Raw genomic sequence first — 23,693 nt, 5'->3', positions numbered from 1 at the left:
TGATCGCTCAGTGCGGTCAGCGGCGACCGACCGTCAGCACCGGCTTGGTGACCTCGGCGAAGAAGTCGTTGCCCTTGTCGTCGACCACGATGAAGGCCGGGAAGTCCTCCACCTCGATCTTCCAGACCGCCTCCATGCCCAGCTCCGCGTATTCCAGGACCTCGACGTGCTTGATGCAGTCCTGCGCGAGGCGGGCGGCCGGGCCGCCGATCGAGCCGAGGTAGAAGCCGCCGTGCTGCTGGCAGGAGCGGGTGACCTGGGCGGAACGGTTGCCCTTGGCGAGCATGACCTGCGAGCCGCCCGCGGCCTGGAACTTCTCCACGTACGCGTCCATCCGGCCGGCGGTGGTCGGGCCGAACGAGCCGGACGCGTAGCCCTCCGGCGTCTTGGCCGGGCCGGCGTAGTAGACCGCGTGGTCGCGCAGGTACTGCGGCATCGGCTCGCCGGCGTCCAGCCGCTCCGCGATCTTGGCGTGCGCGATGTCGCGGGCCACCACGAGCGGGCCGGTCAGCGACAGCCGGGTCTTCACCGGGTACTTCGACAGCTCGGCGCGGATCTCGTCCATCGGCCGGTTGAGGTCGACGCGGACCACCTCGGACGCGTCGAGCGTCTCGTCGGTGACGTCGGGCAGGAAGCGCGCCGGGTCGGTCTCGAGTCGCTCCAGCCACACGCCCGACGGGGTGATCTTGGCGACCGCCTGCCGGTCGGCGGAGCAGGAGACGGCGATCGCCACCGGGCACGAGGCGCCGTGCCGGGGCAGCCGGACCACCCGCACGTCGTGGCAGAAGTAGCGCCCGCCGAACTGCGCGCCGATGCCGAAGTTGCGGGTCAGCTCCAGCACCTCCGCCTCCAGCTCCAGGTCCCGGAAGCCGTGCGCGGTCATCGAGCCGGAGGTGGGCAGCGCGTCGAGGTACTTGGCGCTGGCGTACTTGGCGGTCTTCAGCGCGTACTCGGCGGAGGTGCCGCCGATGACGATGGCGAGGTGGTACGGCGGGCAGGCGGCGGTGCCGATCAGCCGCAGCTTCTCCTCCAGGAACTGCATCATCCGCGTGGGGTTCAGCAGCGCCTTGGTCTCCTGGTAGAGGTACGACTTGTTGGCCGAGCCGCCGCCCTTGGCCATGAAGAGGAACTTGTACGCGTCGGGCTGCCCGTCGGGGTCCTCCGCGTAGAGCTCGACCTGGGCCGGCAGGTTGCTGCCGGTGTTGCGCTCCTCCCACATGGTCAGCGGGGCGAGCTGCGAGTAGCGCAGGTTGAGCCGGGTGTAGGCCTGGTAGACGCCGCGCGAGACGGCCTCGGCGTCGCTGCCGTCGGTGAGCACGTGCCGGCCGCGCTTGCCCATCACGATGGCGGTGCCGGTGTCCTGGCACATCGGCAGCACCCCGCCGGCCGCGATGTTGGCGTTGCGCAGCAGGTCGAGCGCGACGAACCGGTCGTTCGGCGAGGCCGCCGGATCGTCGATGATCGCCCGCAGCTGGGCCAGGTGCGCGGGGCGCAGGTAGTGCGCGATGTCGTGCATCGCCTCGGCGGTCAGCGCGGTGAGCGCGGTCGGCTCCACGGTGAGGAACCGGCGACCCCCCGGCCCGTTGACGACGTCGACGCCCTCGTCGGTGACCAGGCGGTATTCCGTCTGGTCCGGGCCGGTCGGCAGCAAGGGGGCGTACGAGAACGCGGCGGCACTGCTCATGAGCGGAAAGCCTAGGGCAGAAGGGTCGATCAGTCCCACCCGCCGGGTGGGTCCTGGGACGACGCTCTCACCCGGGGCAGAGCTCCCGCTTCGGGCCGCAGCTGTCCTCCGGCCCGGGTACGCCCGCCGTGCCGCCGGGACCGGGTACGCCGCCGTCGCGCGGCGGGACGGGGGCGCCCGGCACCCCGCCGAAGCGGACGTAGCCGATCTCCCGCCCCTCGCCGATGATCATGCCCCTCGGGCCGACCGCGAGGGCGTTCGCGGAGGTGCGCAGGCTCACCAGTTCCCGCCCGGTACGCGGGTCCAGCGCCACCAGCCGGGACGGCTTCTCGTCGGCGATCACGGCCGCGTACGGGGTGAGCGCGGCGCCGGCCTTCGGCCCGGTCGGACGGGTCCACCGGACGCGCCCGGCGCCCAGCTCCCGGCCGACCACCGCGCGCTTGTCGGCCGGCCGGACCAGGGCGTACCGGTCGTCGACCGCGAGCAGCTTCTCCCCGGCGGAGGTGACCAGCAGCAGCCGCCCGTCGTAGCCGTCGAGGACCGCCTCGCGGGCGTCCGGGGCCACCCCGATCAGCACGTTGCGCGCGCCGTGCGGGTCCCTCCGCTGGACGCAGCCGGCGTTGTCGGCGGTCCGCAGGTTGATCCCGGCCCGCTGCCACGTCTCCTGGCCGGTCGCCGCGTCCCGGCCGGAGATGGCGAAGTAGCAGGTGCCGTCCTGGGAACGGGCCGTGATCCGCAGCAGCCGGCCACCGACCACCGACAGCCGTTCGTCCCGGCCGGGCTCGACGTCCTGGAGCACCCGCCCGGTGGCGGTGTCGAGGACGTGCACCCGGCCGTCGAGGGGGAAGCCGAGCAGCGGCGGTACGGGTTCCGGGCCGGCCACCCCGTCGTCGATGCGGACGGCGTCGAGCCGGCGGGTGTCGAGCAGCCCCGGGTTGTCGCCGAGCAGCCCGCTGCGCACCCCGGGCACGAAGGCCGTCCAGAGCGGGGCGGTGCCGCGCGCGTCCCAGGCGCTCACCGTGCAGTCGGTGGCCTCGACGCAGCGGGCGTCGAGCAGCATGTTGCGGTACGTCCAGACGGCCACCGCGTCGCCGTTGCGCCGCCGGGTGGCGCCGGTCGTCGGGTCCAGTACCTCGTAGCCCTTGACCAGCAGCTTGCCCACGACGACGACGGAGTCCCGGTCGCCGCCGGCCACCGCGGCCCAGTCGGCCTTGCGCTCCCACAGCTGGGCGCCGGTGGCCAGGCTGCGCGCCTCCACGCGGGTGCGCTGCTCGACCACGACGGTCTCGCCGGCGATGGTCACGCTGCGCGGGGTGCCGCCGACGCGCTGCTGCCAGACCACGTCCGGCTCGGAGATGGGCTGGCTCCGGTTCACCCAGTCCCACATCCCGGGGAACGGGTTCCACACTCCGGTCGCGGCGAGCGCGACGACGACGACGAGCGCGAGCAGCAGCCCGCCACGCCACCCCCCGAGGCCGCCCGCCTTCGCCACACGCACACGGTAGCGACGACCGCCGCGCCGCCGCCGTCCCGCGCCGCCGTGTCGCCACCCTTTCTCGCGCGCCCCGGGTGTAAGGAAGGGCCCCTTCCTATCCAAAAAACGATAGGAAGGGGCCCTTCCTTACACCCGCACCTGCTCAGCGTTGGGCGGCGGAGCGGATCAGGGGGAGGGTGCGGTAGGTGATCTGTTCGGCCAGGGCGATGATCGTCGAGGCGCGGCGGATGCCCTCGTACGAGACGATCTGGTCGATCACCCGCTGGAGGTCGGTGTTCGAGCGGGCCACGATCCGGCAGAGCAGGTCGCTGGAGCCGGTGATGGTGTGCGCCTCCAGCACCTCCGGGATCGCGGCCAGGTGCGCGGCGACCAGGTCGTGCCCGTCCCGCTGGCTGATCTCCAGGGTGACGAAGCTGGTCACCCCGAACCCGATCGCCGCCGGGGAGATCTCCGGCCCGAAGCCCGAGATGACTCCCCGCTCGACGAGCTTGTCCAGCCGGGCCTGCACGGTGCCCCGGGCGACCCCGAGGCGCCGGGAGCACTCCAGCACCCCGATCCGCGGTTCCTCGGCGAGCAGTTCGATCAACCGCGCGTCGAGGGCGTCGAGCTGTACACCCTGACCAGCACTCATGGCAGATCACCCTACTGAATGCGCAACCTGACCAGGCGTCGGCGTGACAGTTGCCCAGTGCGGCACTTCCCCGCGATCCTCGCCACAGCACCACCACCGCACAACAGCACACCGCACAGCAGCACCACCGCACACGACCGACGGCGGCGGCCACGGGGCCGACCGGAACTTGAGGGAGACCGCGATGACCCAGGCGATCGACCGACCCCAGACGTCCGAGGACGTCGACGTCGACGTGCTCGTCGGCGCCGTCGACCACGACATCAGCCGCGACCCGTTCCCGGTCAAGGGCCTCGACCACGTGCACTTCCTGGTGGGCAACGCCAAGCAGGCCGCGCACTACTACTCCACCGCGTTCGGCATGACCTGCGTGGCGTACCGGGGCCCCGAGCAGGGCTACCGGGACCACGCCCAGTACGTGCTGACCAGCGGCTCGGCGCGGTTCGTGCTGACCGGCGCGGTCCGCCCGGACGCCGAGGGCGCCGAGCACGTCGCGAAGCACAGCGACGGTGTCTCCGACATCGCGCTGGAGGTGCCGGACGTCGACGCCGCGTACGCGCACGCCACCGCGCAGGGCGCCACCGGCCTGACCGAGCCGCACGACGTCAGCGACGAGCACGGCATCGTCCGGATGGCGGCCATCGCCGCGTACGGCGACACCCGGCACACGCTCGTCGACCGCTCCCGCTACACCGGCCCGTTCCTGCCCGGCTTCGTGGCCCGCAAGCCGATCGTGGACCGGCAGCCGATGATCGACGCCGGCCTCCAGCCGAAGCGCTTCTTCCAGGCCGTCGACCACGTGGTCGGCAACGTCGAGCTCGGCCGGATGGACGAGTGGGTCGAGTTCTACAAGCGCGTCATGGGCTTCTCGAACATGGCCGAGTTCATCGGCGACGACATCGCCACCGACTACTCGGCGCTGATGAGCAAGGTCGTCGCGAACGGCACCCGCAAGGTGAAGTTCCCGCTCAACGAGCCGGCGATCGCCCGCAAGAAGTCGCAGATCGACGAGTACCTGGAGTTCTACCAGGGCCCGGGCGCCCAGCACATCGCCGTGGCCACCAACGACATCCTGGCCAGCGTCGACGCCATGCGCGCCGCCGGCGTCGAGTTCCTCGACACCCCGGACTCGTACTACGACGACCCGGAGCTGCGCGCCCGGATCGGCCAGGTGCGGGTGCCGATCGAGGAGCTGAAGGCCCGCAAGATCCTGGTGGACCGGGACGAGGACGGCTACCTGCTCCAGATCTTCACCAAGCCGGTGCAGGACCGCCCGACGGTCTTCTTCGAGCTGATCGAGCGGCACGGCTCGCTCGGCTTCGGCAAGGGCAACTTCAAGGCGCTCTTCGAGGCCATCGAGCGGGAGCAGGAAGCGCGCGGCAACCTGTAACACTGACGAGCGTGACGCAGCCTCCGACGTACCCGACGCCGCCGGCCGGTGGGCCTCCGCCCGCCGCCGGCGGCTTCGCGCCGCCTTCCGGTCCCTCCAGTCAGGGGTACGCGGTGCCACCGCAACACGCCCCGCCCGGTCAGGTCCCGCCCCCGGGCTGGACGCCGCCGCCCCCGGGCTGGGCCGGGCCGCCCCGTCCGGCCCCGGCGCTCGGGCCGGGCGGCCAGCCGCTCGCCAGCTTCGGGGACCGGCTGCTCGCCGCGCTGATCGACGGCGCGGTGAGCACGGCGGTGGCGATGGTCCTCTTCCTGCCGCCGATGCTGCTCCTGTTCTGGAACCTGATGGACGACCTGACCCGGACCAACCCGGACGGCACCCTCGCCGAGCCCGACCCCTCGTCGTTCCTGACCGACTTCATGCTGCCGATCCTGCTGCTCGAACTGGGCCTGATGGTGGTGATGCTCGGGCTCTACTGGCTCTACCACGTGGAGTACATGAAGCGCACCGGGCAGACGCTCGGCAAGCGGGTGATGAAGCTGCGGATCGTGCCGCTCGACCCGGCCGCCACGCTCGACCGGCGGATGGCCGGCAAGCGGTACGCCGTGCAGTACGTCGCCGCCATGTTCCTGCCCGGCCTCAGCTACCTCGACGGGCTCTGGCAGTTGTGGGACAAGCCCTGGCAGCAGTGCCTCCACGACAAGTTCGCCGGCACCGTCGTCGTTAAGGTGTCTGCGTGAGCGAGCGCAGCGAGGCCAGGCCATGAGTGTCGGACCGGGATGGTACGTCGACCCGGCCGATCCGGAGACCCGACGTTACTGGGACGGCGAGGGCTGGATCGGCGCACCGATCCCCGTCGACGCCACCCCGCCCGAGGGGCCGCCGCCGGCCGAGCCGCCACCCGCACCCGCCCCGACGTCGCCCGCCGCCCCGGCGCCCGCGTCGGGCGCCCCCACGGGCGGGCAGCCGCACCCGGGACAGGCACACCCCGGGCAGCCGCACCCCGGGCAGCCGCACCCCGGGCAGCCGCACCCCGGGCAGCCGCAGCCGGGGCAGCCCTATCCCTGGCAGCCGCCGCAGGGGCACGGCCACCCGCAGGGGCACGGCCACCCGCAGGGCCCTCCGCCCGGCTGGCCGCCCGGTGGCGGTCCGCCGCCCGGCTGGCCGCCCGGTGGCTGGCCCGGACGGCCGCCGGAGCCGCGCCCGCACGGGCTCCCGCTGGCCGGGTTCGGTGCCCGGCTGGTCGCCCGGCTGATCGACTTCACGGTCGTCTTCGCTCTGAACGCCGTGGTGAACGGCTGGTTCGTCTGGCGGCTGGTCGAGGAAACCACGCCGTACTGGCGGGAGGTGTTCCGGCGGGCGATGGCGGGCGACAGCTCCACCGACAACCTGCCGCAGCCCAGCGAGCAGGCCGGCGGCCTCCAGGTCGTCATCTTGCTGATCGCCACCGCCCTCTGGCTCGCGTACGAGGTGCCGACGACGGCCTCGGGCGGGCAGACCTTCGGCAAGCGGCTGGTGGGCGTCAAGGTGCTGCCGATGAGCGCGGACGAGCCGCTCGGCTTCGGCCGGGCGCTGCGCCGGTGGAACACCCTCGGCCTGCCCACCCTGCTCTGGTACTGCTGCGGCCTGGGCCTGCTGCTCCAGCTCGTCGACGCGCTCTCCCCGCTCTTCGACCACCCGCTGCGCCAGGCGCTGCACGACAAGCGGGCGCAGACCGTGGTGGTCCAGCTCCCCCGCGGCAACCGCGGCACCACGGGCGAGCGCGGCACGCCGGACGACCGCACCAGCACGCGCGAGCCCACCACCACGGACGACCGCACCCCCGACGACCGCACCGACCCCTCGGGAGACACCCCATGACCGACCCCGGACGTCACCAGCCGGAGCTGCGGCTGACCCGCCCCGACCTGGACGCGCTGCCCAACTACGTGCCCGGCCGCAGCCCGGCCGACCTGGCCCGCGAGCTCGGCCTCCCCGAGGCGATCAAGCTGGCCAGCAACGAGGTGCCGTACGGGCCGCTGCCCGGCGTGGTCGAGGCCGTCGCCGGGGCCGCCGCCGGGGTGCACCGCTACCCGGACATGGGCGCGCTCGCGCTACGCGAGGCGCTGTCCGAGCGGTACGGCGTGCACGTCGACCAGATCGCCACCGGCTGCGGGTCGGTGGCGCTGGCCGAGCACCTCGTCCGGACCACCTGCCTGCCCGGCGACGAGTTCCTCTACGCGTGGCGCTCCTTCGAGGCGTACCCGATCATCGCGGCGACCAGCGGCGCGACCAGCGTGCGGGTGCCCAACGACGCCGGGCACGGGCACGACCTGGCGGCGATGGCGGCGGCGGTGACCGACCGGACCCGGCTGATCGTGGTCTGCAACCCGAACAACCCCACCGGGACGTCGGTGCGCCGGGCGGAGCTGGACCGGTTCCTGGACACGGTCGGCGAGGACGTGCTGGTCGTGATCGACGAGGCGTACCGCGAGTTCGTCACCGACCCGGACGTGCCGGACGGCCTCACCTACCTCGACCGGCCGAACGTGGTCGTGCTGCGCACGCTCTCCAAGGCCTGGGGCCTGGCCGGCCTGCGGATCGGCTTCCTGGTCGCCCAGCCGGCGGTGGCGGCGGCGATCCGCAAGGTCGTCACGCCGTTCTCCAGCAACATGGCCGCGCAGGCGGGCGCGCTGGCCGCGCTGGCCCAGGAGGACGAGGTACGGCGGCGGTGCGCCCTCGTCGTCACCGAGCGCGACCGCGTGACGGAGGCGCTGCGCAAGCTCGTGCCGGACGTGCCAGACAGCCAGGCGAACTTCGTCTGGCTGCCGCTGGGCGACCGGGCGGTGGACTTCGGCAAGGCGTGCGAGGCGCGGGGCGTGATCGTCCGCCCGTTCGCGGGCGACGGGGTCCGGGTCACCATCGGCACCCCGGCCGAGAACGACGCCTTCCTGGCCGCGGCGGAGACCGCGCTGGCCTGAGGCAGGCGCCGGTCCGGTCCGCCATCCCCTCGCGGACCGGACCGGACTCTCAGGCGGCCTCCACCGGTTGCCGGATCCGGGCCCGACGGCGGTACGCGTAGACCGCGAACAGCAGCAGGACCAGTCCCGAGGTGGTCAGCCCTCCGGTGAGCACCTGTCCGGAGCGGTCGACGGCGCTGGTGGCCGCCACCGGTACGGGCCCGAAGCTGACCCGGCCGGTGGCGGAACGCTTCGTCCAGCCGCTGGCCAGGTCGAGCTTCGCCGCCCAGGGTCCGTCCGGCAGCCGGCGGTCCAGGGCGACCCGGACGGTGGTGCTGCCGTCCAGCGCGAGGGTGCCCGCCTCCACCTTCACCGGTCCCGCCGAGAGCCCGCCGGGCCCCTCGGCCAGCCGCAGCTCGCCTGCCAGGTCGAGCGCCCGCCTGCCGGTGTTGCGCACCTGCGCGGTGAGTACGGGGGTACCGTCCTTTTCCCGCTCGCCGGTCAACGGACCGATCTCGAAGCCGGAGGGCGGCTCGCCACCCGGCCCGACGGAGAGGTACACCCGGATCCCGGCCCGGCCGACGTTGCGCACGTTCTGCCCGTCCACGCCGGCGACCTCGGCCCAGATCACCGCGTACCGCTCGCCGGCCTCTGCCCTGCGCGGCACGGCGATGGTGACCAGGGCCTCCACCTCCTCGTCGGGGGCCAGCACCTCCTGCGCCGGCTCGACGTCGATCCAGCTGCTCAGCTCGTTCTCGGTACGGTCCGGGGCGAGGACGAACCCCTTGTTGGTGACGTCGGCGGCGGCGGAGTAGAGGGCGACCGTCCGGCGGATCTCCGAACTGTTCTGCACCATGATCCGCCTCTTGATCGTGGTGCCGGGGCGGACGTGGTCGACGATGTACTTGTGCGCCCGGGTGTCGTCGCGTCGCTCGACGGGGGCGTCGAGCAGGCGTATCCCGACCGTGGTCGACGGTGCGGCCGGGCTCGGCTGCGCCGAGGGCCTGGCGGAGGGTCTGGGCGAGCCCTTGCGTCCGTCCGGCTCGACGGCCGGCACATCCGCCTCGGGAACCTGCGGCTCGGCGAGCACCGGCGGGCGGCCGGCGAACGCCGGCCCGGGCTGCGCGGCCGACGCCGGTGCCCCGGCCGCGACCACGACGGTCACGGCCAGGGCGAGGGCGCGGGCCCGGTCATGCCACCGAATGGGTGATCACCCCCGTGTAGGTGCCGCCGACGGCGGTGTCCGGAACGGCGACCCGGATGTCCGGCGCCCAGCTGGCGGAGTTGTTGCCGCTGCCCGAGGTCTTCGAGAAGGCGATGCGGGGCACGCTCAGGCTGACCGCGTCGCTCTGGGTGGGCTGCCCTGGCACGAACACGCCGGTGCCGGTGGTGTTGCTCGCTCCGCCGGACCAGTACTCCACCAGCGCCGGCGAGATGGTCTCCTCGGGCGTGCCGCCGCCGGTGGCGAAGGAGCTGGCCGACACCGTGACGGTCCAGGTGGCGTTCAGGGCGGCCCGGCTGTCGGTGACCGTGACGGTGCCGAGTTCGCCGGTGATGACGCCGCCGGAGAAGACGGAACCGAGGTTCACCGACGCGGGGACGCTGATGTTGAGGTCGGCCGTGGCCACCGTGAAGGTCACGATGGTGTCGCCGGTCGGCGCGGCCGCGGCGGGCGCCGCCATGGCCACCACGGCGGCCGCGGCGGCGGTCAGGGCAAGAAGTGGCTTCTTCATGAGACGCACGCTAGGAGTCGTGTTGGGGACGACGATGCGAGTTTCGGGCAAATCACCCATCAGGTAACAGAATGGGTGATCGTGCCGCGGTAGGTTCCACCGACGACGCCGGCCGGGATGGCGATTCGAATGGTGGGCACCCAGGCCACCGTGTTGTTGCCATTGCCGGCGGTCTTGCGGAACGCCTCGCGGACGACGTTCAGGGTCACCGCCTGGGCGGAGGTGGGCTGTCCGGGGACCAGCGTGCCGCCGCCCGTGCTCCGCGTCACCGGCCCGGACCAGTAGGAGACCCGGTCGTTCGCGATCGTCCGCTGCGCTCCGCCCGCGCCGGTGACGAAGACGGTGGCGGCGACCGTGGCGACCCACACGTTGGGGTTGACCTGGCCGCGCGAGTCACGCACCTCGACCGTGCCCAACTGTCGGGTGAGCGTGCCGCCGGTGAAGCCGCTGCCGAGGTTGACGGAGGCGGGCACCGTGATGTCCACCCCCACCGTCCGGGCCAGCCGGACCGTCCGGCCCGACGGCGCGGCGTCGACCGGCGAGGCGGTGACGAGGATCAGGATCGCGCCCAACAGGGCTGCCAGGAGACGCACAGTGGGACTATAAATAACTTATGTCCGTTTTGTCGAGTAGCTGGACCGGGCCGGCGTTTCGCGGCGCGGCCCGGGTCGCCGCTCACGTCGCCGCGAGGATCAGCGCCTCCGAGGTCAGGTAGTAGCGCCGGTCGTCCGCCGTCGGGTCGACCGGCTTGCGGAGCCGCTCCACGGCCACGAACCCGCCGGCCGCGTAGACCGCGCCGGGCGCCCAGCCGATCCCGTCCGAGCCCACATTGAGCGCGAAGAAGGACCGCTGCGCCCCCGTCGCCGGGTCCAGCGTCAGCAGGTCGTTCGTCTCCGTCAGCAGGTGCACCCGGTCGGGCTGGACGGCGAGCAGCCGCGCCTGCGACAGGCCGGAACGGCGCCACAACTCCGCGCCCGTACGCGCCGAGCGGCCGACCGCCACCCCGTCCACGACCGCCACGGCCGTCCCGCCGACGAGTTCGGCGTCCGGCCGGTCCAGGGCCGGGGCGGCGACCGGTTCCCCGGCGCCGAGCAGCCAGCCCCGGGCCGCGTCGTCACCCGGCCTCGCCGTCCGCAACCCGGTGCACCCCGTCCTGCCGGTGCCGCAGCCCACCGGGGTCGCCACCAGTTCGTCGCCGGCATCCGGCGGCCGCCAACGCAGGCCCACCGCCCCGGTCGCGGCGTCGCGGAACTCCACCGTCGCCGGCCCCGCGCAGGAGTCGACGGTGATCAGGTGACCCGACGCGGTCGTGCCGAGCGCGTCCCGGCACCCGGCGACCGTGTCGCCCGGTGGCAGCGTGACGGTGACGTGCGACCGCCACAGTTCGCGGCCGTCGGCCAGGTCCACGGCACGCGCCCACTCCGCCCCGGCCGCCACCACCACCTGCCGCCCGTCGGGCGCGGGGGCCACGAAGATCCCCTGCGGATCCCAGACCGTCGCCGCGCCGGTGCGCCGGACCGCCCGTTCCCCGACCGGCGCCGGCCCGTCCGCCTGCCAGGCGACCCGGCCCGTCCGCGCGTCCAGCGCCACCAGCCGCCCGTCGGACCACCGGGTGACCACCGTCGTCCCGCTCGCCACGACTCCGTCGAGCGCCGCCGGCCAGCGGCGGTACGACCAGTACGGGGTCGTCCGGTGCCGGCCGTCGACCGGGCGGTCGGCGTAGACCTGGCGGTGGGCCGCGTAGACCCGCAGCCGGCCGTCCACGACGAGCGGGGCGACGGGGAGCCGGCCGATCACGCCGGCTGAGGGGGACGCGGCAGCCGGATACCCGGCCCGCGCGGGCGTGCTGACCTCGGCGGGGGCCAGCACCCGGTAGACCGTCGCCGCGACGGCTACGGTGCCGAGCAGCGCCGCGACCGCCACCGCGATCCGCCGCCGGCCGTTCGGGAACCCCATGCCGCACCTCCGCCCGGCACCCTACCCAGCGGAGCCGGTCAGGGCCCTGTCAGGTCACCGGCGCCCGGGCGCTCCGGCAGCGCCCGCCACGTAAGCACCCCGGCGTGCGCCTCAGGCCGCCTCGGTCGCGTTGGTGGCCGCCGCGGCGGCCAGGTCGGCGAGGTCCTGCCGCAGCGCGCGCTCGACCGCCCGGGCCGCCAGCCCGCCGAGCAGCAGCGCGACCACCCGGCCGTACGGGGCGGTCGGCACCGCCTCCTGCTCGACCGTGACGGCGGTGCAGCCCCGGCGACGCCGCTCGACCGGGCGCAGCGCCCAGGTGATCCGGTAGTCCACCCCGGCGCCGCGCGAGCCGAGCACCAACCGTCGGGGCGGCTCGGCCTCGATGACGACGAACTCCTCGACCAGCGCGGTGCCGTCGGGCTGGGAACGGGTCTCCCGCCACACGGTGCCGGGGCCGAACGGGCCGGGGGTGAGCACCTCCACCGGCCCGGTGAAGCGCCGGGTGCGGGTGGTCAGGTCGGTCAGCAGCCGCCAGAGGTCGAGGTCGTGCGCCTCCACGAACTCCGTGACCGCCACCGTCGACATGCCACCTCCCGTGGCCTCGACGGTACGCCGGGTGAGCGCGGATCGGGGCCCCCGGAGCGGAATTTCCACCGCCGGGAGCCCCGATCCGGAGCGGTCGACCCGTCAGCGACCGAACTGGCCGGCCCGGATCGCGTCGACGAAGGCCGCCCACCCCGGCGGGCTGACCGCCAGCGTGGGGCCCGCCTGGTCCTTCGAGTCACGTACGCCCACCACGCCGAGGGCGTCGACCAGGTTGTCCGCCACTTCCACGCAGAGGCCCTGGTCGTTGGAGCGGCTGCTGGTACGCCAGACCGCGCCCGGGAGATCGTTCATCGTCGTCACCTTCCTGTCGTCGGTACGCCAACCGGCGGCCGGGCCGGGACCGGAAGGGGGCGTCCGGCCCGGCCCCGGCGCGGCATGGCGACGGAATCCGCGACGATCAACGCGCAAGCAACGGTCCCCGGTCGCACCAACTGTGCGACCGGGGACCGTCGATGATCGGAAGGTGGGTCAGCGGGCGGCGAGGACCTGCCCGGTCACCTCGCCCAGGGCGATGGTGGTGCCGTCCGGGCCGGGCGCGGTGGCCGTGATCGTCACCGTGTCGCCGTCCTCCAGGAAGGTGCGGGTCCCGCCGTCGGCGAACTTCACCGGCTCGGTGCCGCCCCAGGTGAGTTCCAGGAACGAGCCGACCTGTCCCCGTTCCGGCCCGGAGACGGTGCCCGAGGCGTAGAGGTCGCCGGTGCGCAGCGAGGCGCCGTTGACCGTGAGGTGGGCCAACTGCTGCGCCGGCGTCCAGTACATGGTGGCGAACGGCGGCTCGCTGACCCGCTCGCCGTTCCACTCCACCGACAAACGCAGGTCCAGCCCGAGGTGCGGCACGTCGCGCAGGTAGGCGGCGACCGGCGGGTCCTGGTCGGGGGCGGGGACGAAGGCGTCGCCCAGCGCGTCCAGCGGCGTCACCCAGGCCGCGACCGAGGTGGCGAAGGACTTGCCGAGGAACGGGCCGAGAGGCTGGTACTCCCAGGCCTGGATGTCGCGGGCCGACCAGTCGTTGACCAGCACGACACCGAAGACGTGGTCGGCGAAGTCGTCGGCCGCGACCCGGGCGCCCAGCGGGCTGGGCACGCCGACCACGAAGCCGACCTCGGCCTCGATGTCGAGGCGTACGGACGGGCCGGTGACCGGGCCCTGCGGGGTGGCCCGCTGCCCGCTCGGCCGCACCACCGGCGTGCCGGAGACGACCACCGTGCCGGCCCGACCGTGGTAGCCGATCGGCAGGTGCTTCCAGTTGGGCAGCAGCGGCGGCTGACCGGGGCGGAAGATCTGGCCGACGTTGGACGCGTGGTGCTCGGAGGAGTAGAAGTCGACGTAGTCGGCGACCTCGAACGGCAGCTGCATCCGCACCTCGGCCAGGGGCACCAGCAGCGGCTCCACCGCCGGCCGGTGGGCGGCGTCGGTGAGCAGCTCGGTCACCCGCTGCCGGACGGCCGTCCACTGTGGGCGACCGAGGGCCATGAAGTCGTTGAGGGTGGGCCGACCCAGCGTCCCGGCGGCCAGCACCAGGCCGGCCTCCTCCGCGCCGGCCAGGTCGAGCACGAAGTCGCCGATGCGTACGCCGACGCGCGGCGCGCCCTCCCCGCGGCGGAACACCCCGTACGGGAGGTTGGCGACCCCGTACGACGAACCGTCGGCACCCGTCACCCAGGTCATGCTTGAAAGCCCCCGTTCACCAGCCCCAGCCGGATCAGATCGGTCAGTGGTTCCAGGATGCTGCACGAGCCGAAGCCGATCCACAGCGGGCGCGGGCGGTCCAGCCCGGCCTCGGCGTACTGCACCAGTGGGCGCGGGTCGGTCGCGGTGAGCAGTTCGGCGACCGACTCCACGGTGGCGCCCCCGGCGGCCGCCAGCGTGGCCGCCAGCACGTTGACGAAGCCGTGGTGGGTGAAGCCGGTCTCCGGGTCGAGGTGCCGGACCGCCTGGTGCAGCCCGGCGGTCAGCTTGAACGGCAGGTCCCGGTCCCGGCAGGCGCAGATCACGGCGGCCAGCTCCGCCGGGGTGGGGAACAGCTCGGCGGCCAGCCCGCCGGTGCGGAACTTCGCGGCGATCGGCAGCCCGTCGGCGCGGGCGGCGGCGAGCGCGTCCAGCGCCCCCATCAGCCCGAACGTGAGCGGCAGCTCGGCGTAGACGGCGTCGAGGGTGGCCGGACCGGCACCGGCGCGGCGGGCCAGCGTCACCAGCTCGGTCAGGCCGGGCAGTGGGTCCTCGCCGCGTCTGGCGACCGCCGCCTCCACCTGGCGCACACGGATGCGCGGGTCGGCTGTGGTCCGCACCTCGTCGAGCCGGTCGAGGGGCACGTCGCCGATCACCCCGACCGCGATCCGCTCGTCGGCGCCGAGCAGGCCCGCCACCTCGGGCAGCCTCGTGGCTGGGACCAGGAGCGGGCCGACCAGGCCGGCGTACCAGGAGGTGCGGTGCCGCCGGTGCGCGGCGACGGCGTCGGGCAGCGGCGCGCTGCCGGGCGGGAAGACGGCGGCGTCGTCGACGAGGCCGTCGACGAGCGCGGGCACCTGCGTTGACACGAGACAAGAATGTACGGGACGCTACAAGGAACGGACAACAGCGTCCGATTATCGGACGCCGTTGGATCGGTGAACGGGACGAACCGGGAGGCGAGATGCCGTACTACCGCAGCGTCGGCGAGGTGCCGCGCAAGCGCCACACCCAGTTCCGCCAGCCCGACGGCAGCCTCTACGCCGAGGAGCTGATGGGCCAGGAGGGCTTCTCCTCCGACTCGTCCCTGCTCTACCACCAGCACGCGCCGACCGCGATCGTGGCGGCCGAGGAGTTCACCCCGCCGGCGTTCACCCGGGTGCCGAACCTTCCGCTCAAGCCCCGCCACCTGCGCACCCACAAGCTCGACGGCACCGGCGCCGACCCGGTGCTCGGCCGGCAGTACCTGCTCGCCAACGACGACGTGCGCATCGCGTACGTGCTGGCGGACCGGCCGTCCCCGCTGTTCCGCGACGCCACCGGCGACCACTGCCTCTACGTGGAGTCGGGCACCCTGCGGGTCGAGTCCACGTTCGGCGTGCTCGACGCGGTGCCCGGCGACTACGTCGTCATCCCCACCTCGACCATCCACCGGCTGGTGCCCACCGGCGACGCGCCGACCAGGCTGCTCGCCGTCGAGGCGGCGGGGCACATCGGCCCGCCCAAGCGCTACCTCTCCGTGCGGGGCCAGTTCCTGGAGCACTCGCCCTACTGCGAGCGCGACGTCCGGGGGCCGGACGCGCCACTGCTGGTCGACGGCGAGGACGTGGAGGTGCTGGTCCGGCACCGCCGCGGCTGGACGCGCTACACCTACGCCCACCACCCGTTCGACGTGGTCGGCTGGGACGGGCACATGTACCCCTGGGCGTTCTCCATTCACGACTTCGAGCCGATCACCGGCCGGATCCACCAGCCGCCGCCCGTGCACCAGACCTTCCAGGGCCCCAACTTCGTGATCTGCTCGTTCGTGCCCCGCAAGGTCGACTACCACCCGGACGCGATCCCGGTGCCGTACAACCACCACAACGTCGACTCCGACGAGATGCTCTTCTACACCGGCGGCAACTACGAGGCCCGGCGCGGCTCCGGCATCGAGCAGGGCTCGATCTCGCTGCACCCGTCCGGCTTCACCCACGGCCCGCAGCCGGGCGCCGCCGAGCGGTCCATCGGCGCGGACTTCTTCGACGAACTTGCCGTCATGGTCGACACCTTCCGGCCGCTGGACCTCTGCGACGCCGCGACCGCGTGTGAGGACGACGGCTACGCCTGGACCTGGGCCCGCCGCCCCTAGGCGGACGGTTCCGGGTGGGCGGTGCCGCGGTCCCGCAGGGGCGGACCGCGGCATCTTCGTGCGTGGGGGTGTCGGGCCTCCCGCGCATCGGCCGCGTGATCGCGGTTCCTTCTGTTCGTCAGCCGACGGCCGTCGTACGGCCATCGGCGACTGGACGCTCGGACGAATAGTTCGCGGGCGGAGCTGACTAACATCTTGCGCACTGTCCATCTTGTCATCGACAAGTGCGCTTGTTCGTCGACGACATCCCCTGGAATCGGAGTACACGATGCGCGACATGACGGCCACGCTGGCCGACCTCGAAGACCTCAACCTGGCCGACCTGGAGGTGTCCGACCTGCTGGAGGTGCACGCCGTGCGCGACGCGGTGGCCCTGCCGGAGACCGGCGCCTCGGCGAGCACCTCCGCCGTCTGGCAGTGGCTGGGCTACTCGTCCTGCGCCGCCCAGCTCCCCCAGTAGTCGTACCGGACCGGGGCTGACCGGTGGGGCCGGGGACGCCGGCACCGGCGTTCCGCGGCCTCACCGGCTCGACCGGGGTCGGGGCCGACGACCGCGTACGGAGGAGACCGTGACAACCACCCGCCAATCCCCTGCCCCGCCGGTGTCCCCGGCACCGGGCGGCCGAGTCGCGCCGGAGGTCCAGGTCGCCCCGTACGTGCTGATCCGCAGGACGGCGGTCGACCTGCCGGCTGCCGGTCCGGCCGGACGGCACCTGCGTCGCCTCCAGGACCAGCTCGTCGATCGACTGGTCGAGTGCCGGGCCCTCGGACCCGAACTCACCGAGGAGCTGTACCGGCTCGGCGGTCAGGCGCCGACGGCGTACCGCCGGTCGGTCCTGCTACCGCTGCGGCGGGACGTACACAACGACCGGTCGCCGGCCAGCGACCTGCGCGTCCGGCTCGGCGACCTGCCCGACCGGCTGCCGGCGCTGGGGCGCTGGTTGCGGGCCCGGGCCGAGATCGACCGGCTCACCGGCGCCGTCGACGCCGGGTCGGCTGCGGCGCTGGCCGAGGAGCGCGTCGCACTCGCCGCCCTCTGTGGCAGCGAGCCGTTCGGCCGGGCGGTCGCGTTGACCAGCCCTGAGCTGCTGGCAGCGGTGCAGCGGACGGCATCGCGCGGCGGCGCGCCGGACGCCCGGGGTCGCAAGTCCGAACCCACCGTGCTCCGCTACGCGTTGCGGGCCACCACCCGGACCAGCCCGCTCTCCTGGTTCACCATCGTCGGCTGGGCCCCCTGGCCGGATACGGAAGCCGTCCCCGCCCCGCTGGCGTCCCCGCCCGACGGGGCCCTGCCGATCCACCTGGACCTCGCGGCGGGCCTGGACGTGACGGCAGCGGGAGAACCGGTGGCGCTGACCCGTCCCCCCGCCAGCCTGGTCGCCAGCCTCTTCCTGGCCGGGACCAGCCGCCCGGACCAGACGCTGCGCACCCCGCACCGGCTCGCGCCCGGCACCCGCGTGCAGGACGGGCACGTCGTGTTCTACCGCGAGCACCCGACGACCGGCGCCGACGGCATGCCGGTGATCCGGGAGGAACGGGTCCGGATGCCGCTGCGGCCCGCACTGGCCGCGATCATCCGGGTGCTCCGCGCCGCACCCGACGGACACCCGCCGGCGGAGCTGGTGGCGGCCCTCGGCCGAGGCGCCGCGCGCCCCGCCACGGACGCCGCCGAGGCCGAGCGGCTCGCGCGTCGTCTCGTCACCCAACTCTGCGACGAACGCCTGCTGATCCCGGTACCGCCGAGCACCGAGCACGACCCGGCGGCGCTGGCGGCGGTCGCCGACTGGCTCGGCGACACCGGTGCCCCCGCCCTCGCCGACCAGGTACGGCACCTCGACAGGGACATCCGGTCGCTGGCGGACGTCGACGCGGCGCGCCGCGGCCCGCTCGTACGTCGGATCGACGCCGGCTGGCACGAGGCCCTGCGGCAGCTCGGGGCCGCCGCACCGGCCCAGGCGCCCGTCACCGAGGATGTCGTGCTACCCGGGCCGGCACGCCTGACCCGCCGGCCCGCGGACACCGCCGACCTGACCGCGCTGACCAGCCTCGCGCTGCTGTTCGACGAGGACCAGGTGCTGCGCCGGCTCCTGCGACACCGGTTCGTCGAGCGCTACGGTCCCGGGGCCCGCTGTGCCGACCTGGGCCAGTTCTTCGCCGAGATCGGCGCCGGCTTCGACGACCTGCCGACGGTGACCCCGGAGGGGGCCCTGGTGGGCGGTCCGATCGCCCGGGTGCCCGAGCTGGCCCAGCTGGCCACGCTGCGGCGGGAGGTGGTCCGGGCGGTACGCGCCGACGGCGGGAACGACGGTGTGGAGACCGTCGTCGGGGCCGACCTGGTCGCCGAGGTGGCCGCGGCACTGCCCCGCTGGCTGCGGGCCCGGCCGGTGTCGTACGCCTTCTTCGGTCAGCACGGCCCGGACGGGTCGCTGCACCTCAACCACGTCTACGGCGGCTGGGGCCGGTTCACCAGCCGTTTCCTGGACCTCTTCGGCGACGCCGGCATGCGCGCCGCGGTGGCCGCCCAGCTCCGCCGGGTGCTGCCCGGCCGGGTGGCCCAGTTCCGGCCGGTGCACGGCTTCAACGCCAACCTGCACCCGCTGCTGCTCGGCGAGGACATCGGCGACGACCAGCGGTTGGGCGGGCTCGACCTCGCCTCGGTCGAACTGGTGCACGACCTGGCCGGCGACCAGATCCGGCTGCGCGATCCGGCCACCGGTGACCTGCTCGACGTGCTGTACCTCGGGTTCCTCTCGCCGCCGGCGCTGCCGGCCCGGGTGGCCGCGCTGCTCGGCGACCTGGGCAGCGGCGAGGTGGGGCTCCGCCACCTGGCCGCGACCCGGACGGTGGCCGGCCCGGGCGGGCAGGCCGTGGTCTCCGACCGGCTCCGCTGTGGCCGCGTCGTCCTCGCCCGCCGGAGCTGGCGCTTCGACGAGGGCGCCGAAGAGCACCTGCGCGGGCTCGGCTCGCCGTCGGTCGCCGCCGCCGCGGCGCTGCGGGCGGGCTGGGACCTGCCCGACCAGGTCTTCCTCAACCAGGGCGGCCGGCGCGACGGGCAGCCGCCCGCACCGGGCCACGCCGCGCAGCACCCCGGCGCCCAGGCCCGGCAGCCGTCGGAACGTCCATCCGCCCCGCCGCCTCCCCCGGCGATCGCCGGGCTCCGGGAGGCGGTCGCCCGACCCAAGCCGCAGTTCGTCGACCTGGCCAGCCCGCTGCACCTGCGCTGCGTGCCCCGATGGCTCGGGCGGATCACCGGCCGGCTGGTCGTCGAGGAGGCCCTGCCCCGTCCCGCCGGCCACGACCGGCCGCACCGGGTCACCGAACTGGTCGTCGAGACCTACCTCCCGGCGGCCCCCCGGTGACCGGCCCGGCGCCGGCGTCCGACCGCACCACCGAGCCGAGTGGAGTCCAGCCATGACCGAGCCGAGCACGACCGGACTGACTCCGACCACGGACGTCGTGTGCCACTACCACGAGGAGGCCAAGGCATCGCTGCTGCGCGACGCCGTCCTGCCCGTCGCGGAGCGGTTGCGCGGTGCCGGGCTGGCCGTCCACCTGGAACGGCACTGGTTGCACGGCCCGCACGTGCGCCTGCGGCTACGCGGCCCCGAGGCCCGACGGGCCACGGCCGCCGCCGAGGCCGCCGAACGGTTGCGTGGTCACCTGGCGGTGGCGCCGTCCCGGGCCGGGCTCGACGAGGAGCTGCTGCTGCGCCGGTCCGAGGCGGCCGGCCGGGCGGAACTCGTACCGCCCCCGTACGACCCGATCCACCCGGACAACACGGTGCTGGTGACCGACGGCGACCAGAGTGCGCTGGCCGCGCTGCTGGGCACGCCGGGCGCGGTCGAGTGCCGTGCCGACGTCCTCGCCGCCGGGCTGGCTCCGGTGCGGGTGTCGCTCGACCAGCTCGCCCTCGTCGGGGACGGCCAGGCCGCCCGGGTGGGCGTCGTGGTCACCGCCATGGCCGCGCACGCCGACACCTGGCCGGGACGGCTGCTGTCCGGCTACCACACCTTCCTGTCGCACCTGGAGGACTTCCTCTTCGGCGAGCGGGACGACCTCCTGCGCCCGCGCTTCGCCGCCTTCGCCGACCGGGCCGGCGGGAGGTACCACGACCTGGTCCGCCAGGCGTCCACGCCGGACACCGCCGAGCCGGTGGCGGCGGCGTGGCGGGCGTGGAGCGCGGCGGCGTGGCGGATCGCCGAGCGGGCGTACGACGCGGGCGCGCTCGACGGGGCGTTCTCCGCCGAGTTCCGGCGGCGCACCACCTCGTTCGACGACGCCACCGCGATCCGGTGGGACCTGAGCCGTCGCGGGGCGAGTGCCTACCACCAGGCGCTGGAGGCGTCGGGCTTCCAACGGGTCGCCGCGAGCCGCGAGTTCCAGATCTACCGGTTCTGCACGAACATGCTCTACCAACTGCTGACGCTCTGCGACGTCGCGCCGCTGGAGCGGTACCTCGGGGCCTATCTTCTCGCCGAGGCCACCCAGGAGATCCACGGCGTGACGTGGCAGGACGCCCTCACCGCCCGCACCGGGTGACCCGGGTGACCCGGGTGGAGGCGACGTGGGTGAGGTGACCCTGCGACCGGGCGCCCTGGTCCGGGCGGTCGAGGGCGGGCTCCTCGTGAGCGGCTGGCGGTCCAGTTCGGTGGTGACCTGCCCGCCGATCGCCGGCGAGCTGTGGCAACGGCTGGAGCCCTCCCTCCGCCGGGGGCTCGACCCGGCGACCGCCACCCTGGGACTGCCCGACCGGACCGCCCGGGCGGTGGGCTGGCTGCTCGGCCTCCTCGCCGAGCACGGGGTCCTGGTCGACGTCCGGGTGCCGCTGGACGGCCGTCCGTTGGCGGCCTGGCTGGCGGGGCTCGCGCAGGATCCGGCCGACGCGCTGGACGCGGTGTCGCGGTGCGCGGTCGCGGTCACCGGCGAGGGCGACCTTCCACCGGCCGTACGGGCGGCACTGGCCGCGTCCGGGCTCTCCCCCACGCGTGAAGAGGCTCTCCACGCCCTCCGGGAGGAGCATGGGGACGGCGGCGGCGCGGGCCTGGTCGTGTGGATCCGGACGGAGGACCTTGGCGAGCGTCGGGAGCCGCCCGGTTCCCCGTGGCCGGGGGCGGCACCGCTGCCGCCCGGCTCCCTGCGGCCCGCGGTGCTGCCGGTGACGATCCGTCCGGACGGCGCGCTGATCGGCCCGCTGGACCCGCCCGGCCACCCCGCCACCGCAGGCCGGACCGCCACAGGCCAGACCGCCACAGGCCAGGCCGTGCCGGCGACCGACCACCGGCTGCTGCCGTTCCTCGTGGCGCACGAGGTGGTACGCGTGCTGGCCGGGCTCGCCGACGGCACGGCGCTGGCGCTGCGCGGCGGGGTCGTCCAGCGCGTCGGCGAGCCGACCGGCCCACAGCCCTGGCCGCCCGCCACGCGGACCGGGGCACCCGCCACGCGGACCGGGACGCCCGCCACGCGGACCGGGACGCCCGCCGCGCGGACCGGGGCGCTCGCCGGTGACGGGGCGCCGGGCACCGGACCGACGGCGGGAGCGGTGCCGGCCCGCCCACCGGTCGACCCCGACACCGCGTCCCTCGGTCCGGGCGCAGCGGAGGACGGCCTGGTGCGGGTGATCGGGGACGACGACCACCTGGTCCGGGCGATCGCCGTCAGGGCCGCGACCGTACGGCGGACGGGTCGGCCCGTGGTGGTGGGCGTCGCGGCGGACTGGCCGGTGGCCCGGCACCTGGCCGAACAGCGGGCCGCCCACGCGGTCGGCAGGGCGTACCTGCCGGTGCGGGCGCGCGGGACGGCGATCGAGATCGGCCCGTTGAGCAGCCCCGGTGTCGGCGGCTGCCTGCGGTGCGCCGACGCCCGGCAGGAGGCCGTCCTCGGTGCCGGCAGCCCCGCCACGCTGCTCGCCGGCGGCCGGCCGCTGCCGCTGCCGCCGTATGGGCACGGACTGGTCGGCGAGCTGGTCGCCGGCCAACTCGCCGACGACGCCGACCCGCGCCTGGCCAGCGTGCTGGCGGTCCGCGACGGCACGATCAGTCGGCACCTGATCCGAGCGGTGCCGGACTGTCCGGACTGCGACGCCCTGCCACCCGACTCGGCCGGGGCCGCCACGATCGCCCTGCGCCCCCGCCGGCAGCCCGCACCCGAGTGCCTACGGGTCCGCCCCGGACCGCCGGACCTGGCCGTGCTCCGCGCCGAACTGGTCGATCCCCGCCACGGGCCGGTGACGCACGTCCACACCGACCGGCAGGGCCCGCTCGCGCTGGCGGCGGCCGAGATGCCCGTGCCCGGCCGCTCCGGTCGGGTCGGTGGATACGGGCGCGCGGCGGACCAATCGACCGCGCAGGTGCTGGCCCTGCTGGAGGCGGTCGAACGGGAGGCCGGACGCTGCCCGCAGGCCCGCCGGACGACCACGCTGGGCAGCTACCGGGAACTCGCCGCCGACGCCGTCGACCCCGCCCGGCTGGGCCTGCCGGAGCCGGACGCGGTCCGCCACCCCGGGTACCGGCTGGACCCCTTCACCCCGGACGCGGTGACGTCCTGGGTGTGGGCGTACGACCTGGTGGGTGATCGGCCCGTCCTCGTGCCGGAGCACGCCGCCTACTACGGGGTGGAGCGTGCCGGGGCCGCCCGGTTCCTCTACGAGTCCTCCAGCGGCTGCGCCGTCGGTGGCTGCCTGGAGGAGGCGATCCTGCACGCCTGCCTGGAGACGATCGAGCGGGACGCCTTCCTGCTCACGTGGTACGCCGGCCGTACGCCGCCGGCTCTGGCGCTGCCGCCCGACGTCGATCCGCTGACCCGGCACCTCGCGGACCGGATCGCGGCGGAGGGCTACCGGCTGCACCTGCTCGACATCACCAGCGACGTCGGGATACCGGCCGTCTGGGCCCTCGCCGTCACCGACCGACCCGGCCTGGGCGCGACCTTCTCCGCCGCCGGGGCGCATCCCGATCCCCGCCGGGCCGCCGCGGCGGCGGTCCTGGAGGTCGGTGTGAACGTGACGGTAGCGCCGAAGGTGGCCCGCCCACCGCAGGACCGGCTGCTCGCCATGCTCGCCGACGCCGACCTGGTGGAAGGACTGGGGGACCACGCCGCCCTGCACCTGCTGCCGCAGGCCCTGCCCCGGTTCGACTTCGCGCTGCGGGAGGCCGCCGCCGGCCCGGCGCGACCGTTCGACGAGCACTTCGCCGGCTGGCGCGAGCGGTGGCTGCACCCCGACCTGACCGAGGTGCTGCGCAGGGTCGTCGACGCGATGGCCGCCGCCGGGACGCCGCCGCTGGTGGTGGACCAGACCGGGGCGGCCGAACGCCGCCTCGGCCTGGCCGCCGCGAAGGTCCTCGCGCCCGGGGCCGTACCGATGACCTTCGGGCACCTCAACCGGCGGGTCGACCTGCCGCGCCTGTGGCGGGCCCGACTCGCCGCCCCCGACCACCTGATCCTGCCCCACCCGTTCCCCTGAAGGA

Annotated in this window: 20 protein-coding genes; 9 read left to right on the top strand and 11 right to left on the bottom strand. The window is 74.6% G+C overall.

What is annotated here, in order from left to right; genetic code table 11:
* Positions 1-16: 16 nt before the first annotated feature.
* The 3 genes from RM555_RS11330 to RM555_RS11320 all read right to left on the bottom strand — a co-directional run bounded on the left by RM555_RS11330 (position 17) and on the right by RM555_RS11320 (position 3,810).
* Positions 17-1,684, bottom strand: coding sequence for a fumarate hydratase (locus tag RM555_RS11330; RefSeq protein ID WP_151455297.1), 1,668 nt, complete (start codon positions 1,682-1,684; stop codon positions 17-19).
* 67 nt (positions 1,685-1,751) lie between these two features.
* Positions 1,752-3,176 carry an outer membrane protein assembly factor BamB family protein gene (locus RM555_RS11325; RefSeq protein WP_311411697.1) on the bottom strand — a complete coding sequence of 475 codons (1,425 nt, stop codon included), beginning with the start codon at positions 3,174-3,176 and terminating at the stop codon, positions 1,752-1,754.
* A gap of 145 nt (positions 3,177-3,321) precedes the next feature.
* A complete protein-coding gene (locus tag RM555_RS11320) occupies positions 3,322-3,810 on the bottom strand; it encodes an Lrp/AsnC family transcriptional regulator (protein WP_132239914.1) in 489 nt (162 codons plus the stop codon).
* Between the two features lie 184 nt (positions 3,811-3,994).
* Here RM555_RS11320 and hppD point away from each other — a divergent pair, with 184 nt between their 5' ends.
* The 4 genes from hppD to hisC all read left to right on the top strand — a co-directional run bounded on the left by hppD (position 3,995) and on the right by hisC (position 8,157).
* On the top strand, positions 3,995-5,200 hold the full coding sequence (gene hppD, locus RM555_RS11315) for a 4-hydroxyphenylpyruvate dioxygenase (RefSeq protein WP_311411696.1): 1,206 nt from the start codon (positions 3,995-3,997) through the stop codon (positions 5,198-5,200).
* A 113-nt stretch (positions 5,201-5,313) separates the two neighbouring features.
* Positions 5,314-5,937 carry an RDD family protein gene (locus tag RM555_RS11310; protein WP_311411695.1) on the top strand — a complete coding sequence of 208 codons (624 nt, stop codon included), beginning with the start codon at positions 5,314-5,316 and terminating at the stop codon, positions 5,935-5,937.
* Positions 5,938-5,959: 22 nt separating this feature from the next.
* The gene (locus tag RM555_RS11305; RefSeq protein ID WP_396888732.1) at positions 5,960-7,057 is read left to right on the top strand and encodes an RDD family protein; all 1,098 of its coding nucleotides are present in this window, start codon (positions 5,960-5,962) and stop codon (positions 7,055-7,057) included.
* Entirely contained in the window at positions 7,054-8,157 is a 1,104-nt protein-coding gene (hisC, locus tag RM555_RS11300) for a histidinol-phosphate transaminase (protein ID WP_311411694.1), read from the top strand. The genes RM555_RS11305 and hisC overlap by 4 nt, the downstream gene beginning before the upstream one ends.
* 49 nt (positions 8,158-8,206) lie before the next feature.
* Here the strand turns inward: hisC and RM555_RS11295 are convergent, their stop codons facing one another.
* The 8 genes from RM555_RS11295 to RM555_RS11260 form a co-directional block, all read right to left on the bottom strand.
* A complete protein-coding gene (locus RM555_RS11295; protein ID WP_311411693.1) occupies positions 8,207-9,301 on the bottom strand; it encodes a hypothetical protein in 1,095 nt (364 codons plus the stop codon).
* A 25-nt stretch (positions 9,302-9,326) separates the two neighbouring features.
* Positions 9,327-9,869, bottom strand: coding sequence for a hypothetical protein (locus RM555_RS11290; RefSeq protein WP_311411692.1), 543 nt, complete (start codon positions 9,867-9,869; stop codon positions 9,327-9,329).
* A gap of 59 nt (positions 9,870-9,928) precedes the next feature.
* Positions 9,929-10,462, bottom strand: a complete 534-nt coding sequence (locus tag RM555_RS11285; RefSeq protein WP_311411691.1) for a hypothetical protein — start codon at positions 10,460-10,462, stop codon at positions 9,929-9,931.
* 82 nt (positions 10,463-10,544) lie between these two features.
* On the bottom strand, positions 10,545-11,825 hold the full coding sequence (locus RM555_RS11280; protein ID WP_311411690.1) for an outer membrane protein assembly factor BamB family protein: 1,281 nt from the start codon (positions 11,823-11,825) through the stop codon (positions 10,545-10,547).
* Between the two features lie 111 nt (positions 11,826-11,936).
* The gene (locus RM555_RS11275) at positions 11,937-12,410 is read right to left on the bottom strand and encodes an SRPBCC family protein (protein WP_311411689.1); all 474 of its coding nucleotides are present in this window, start codon (positions 12,408-12,410) and stop codon (positions 11,937-11,939) included.
* A gap of 102 nt (positions 12,411-12,512) precedes the next feature.
* Positions 12,513-12,722, bottom strand: a complete 210-nt coding sequence (locus RM555_RS11270) for a DUF397 domain-containing protein (RefSeq protein ID WP_311411688.1) — start codon at positions 12,720-12,722, stop codon at positions 12,513-12,515.
* 177 nt (positions 12,723-12,899) lie between these two features.
* Positions 12,900-14,099 (bottom strand): fumarylacetoacetase, encoded by a 1,200-nt coding sequence (gene fahA, locus RM555_RS11265; RefSeq protein ID WP_311411687.1) that lies wholly within the window; start codon positions 14,097-14,099, stop codon positions 12,900-12,902.
* Positions 14,096-14,968: a hypothetical protein gene (locus RM555_RS11260; protein ID WP_311411686.1), complete on the bottom strand. Its 873-nt coding sequence runs from the start codon at positions 14,966-14,968 to the stop codon at positions 14,096-14,098. Before RM555_RS11260 ends, fahA begins: the two co-directional genes overlap by 4 nt.
* Positions 14,969-15,063: 95 nt before the next feature.
* On the opposite strand from RM555_RS11260, the gene RM555_RS11255 reads away from it, so the two are divergent.
* From RM555_RS11255 to RM555_RS11235, 5 genes are all read left to right on the top strand, one after another.
* Positions 15,064-16,230, top strand: coding sequence for a homogentisate 1,2-dioxygenase (locus RM555_RS11255; RefSeq protein WP_311411685.1), 1,167 nt, complete (start codon positions 15,064-15,066; stop codon positions 16,228-16,230).
* Positions 16,231-16,507: 277 nt separating this feature from the next.
* Complete coding sequence (locus RM555_RS11250) at positions 16,508-16,690, top strand: thiopeptide-type bacteriocin (protein ID WP_151454126.1); 183 nt, start codon at positions 16,508-16,510, stop codon at positions 16,688-16,690.
* Between the two features lie 109 nt (positions 16,691-16,799).
* Entirely contained in the window at positions 16,800-19,589 is a 2,790-nt protein-coding gene (locus RM555_RS11245; protein WP_311411684.1) for a lantibiotic dehydratase, read from the top strand.
* 52 nt (positions 19,590-19,641) lie between these two features.
* Positions 19,642-20,769 (top strand): lantibiotic dehydratase C-terminal domain-containing protein, encoded by a 1,128-nt coding sequence (locus RM555_RS11240; RefSeq protein WP_311411683.1) that lies wholly within the window; start codon positions 19,642-19,644, stop codon positions 20,767-20,769.
* A 25-nt stretch (positions 20,770-20,794) separates the two neighbouring features.
* Positions 20,795-23,689, top strand: coding sequence for a TOMM precursor leader peptide-binding protein (locus RM555_RS11235; protein ID WP_311411682.1), 2,895 nt, complete (start codon positions 20,795-20,797; stop codon positions 23,687-23,689).
* The last annotated feature ends 4 nt before the right edge of the window (positions 23,690-23,693 follow it).

The organism is Micromonospora reichwaldensis (assembly GCF_031845925.1).
GTDB classification, from domain to species: domain Bacteria; phylum Actinomycetota; class Actinomycetes; order Mycobacteriales; family Micromonosporaceae; genus Micromonospora; species Micromonospora reichwaldensis.
The sequence above is the reverse complement of the archived record's forward strand: the minus strand, read 5'-3'. Positions and strand labels throughout refer to the sequence as shown.

Excerpts from the sequence above, each read along its gene's own strand:
- hppD (WP_311411696.1), top strand. The coding sequence starts at position 3,995 with ATGACCCAGGCGATCGACCGACCCCAGACGTCCGAGGACGTCGACGTC.
- RM555_RS11250 (WP_151454126.1), top strand. The coding sequence starts at position 16,508 with ATGACGGCCACGCTGGCCGACCTCGAAGACCTCAACCTGGCCGACCTG.
- RM555_RS11280 (WP_311411690.1), bottom strand. The coding sequence starts at position 11,825 with ATGGGGTTCCCGAACGGCCGGCGGCGGATCGCGGTGGCGGTCGCGGCG.
- hisC (WP_311411694.1), top strand. The coding sequence starts at position 7,054 with ATGACCGACCCCGGACGTCACCAGCCGGAGCTGCGGCTGACCCGCCCC.
- RM555_RS11330 (WP_151455297.1), bottom strand. The coding sequence starts at position 1,684 with ATGAGCAGTGCCGCCGCGTTCTCGTACGCCCCCTTGCTGCCGACCGGC.
- RM555_RS11290 (WP_311411692.1), bottom strand. The coding sequence starts at position 9,869 with ATGAAGAAGCCACTTCTTGCCCTGACCGCCGCCGCGGCCGCCGTGGTG.
- RM555_RS11305 (WP_396888732.1), top strand. The coding sequence starts at position 5,960 with ATGAGTGTCGGACCGGGATGGTACGTCGACCCGGCCGATCCGGAGACC.
- RM555_RS11320 (WP_132239914.1), bottom strand. The coding sequence starts at position 3,810 with ATGAGTGCTGGTCAGGGTGTACAGCTCGACGCCCTCGACGCGCGGTTG.
- fahA (WP_311411687.1), bottom strand. The coding sequence starts at position 14,099 with ATGACCTGGGTGACGGGTGCCGACGGTTCGTCGTACGGGGTCGCCAAC.
- RM555_RS11275 (WP_311411689.1), bottom strand. The coding sequence starts at position 12,410 with ATGTCGACGGTGGCGGTCACGGAGTTCGTGGAGGCGCACGACCTCGAC.
- RM555_RS11270 (WP_311411688.1), bottom strand. The coding sequence starts at position 12,722 with ATGAACGATCTCCCGGGCGCGGTCTGGCGTACCAGCAGCCGCTCCAAC.
- RM555_RS11240 (WP_311411683.1), top strand. The coding sequence starts at position 19,642 with ATGACCGAGCCGAGCACGACCGGACTGACTCCGACCACGGACGTCGTG.
- RM555_RS11255 (WP_311411685.1), top strand. The coding sequence starts at position 15,064 with ATGCCGTACTACCGCAGCGTCGGCGAGGTGCCGCGCAAGCGCCACACC.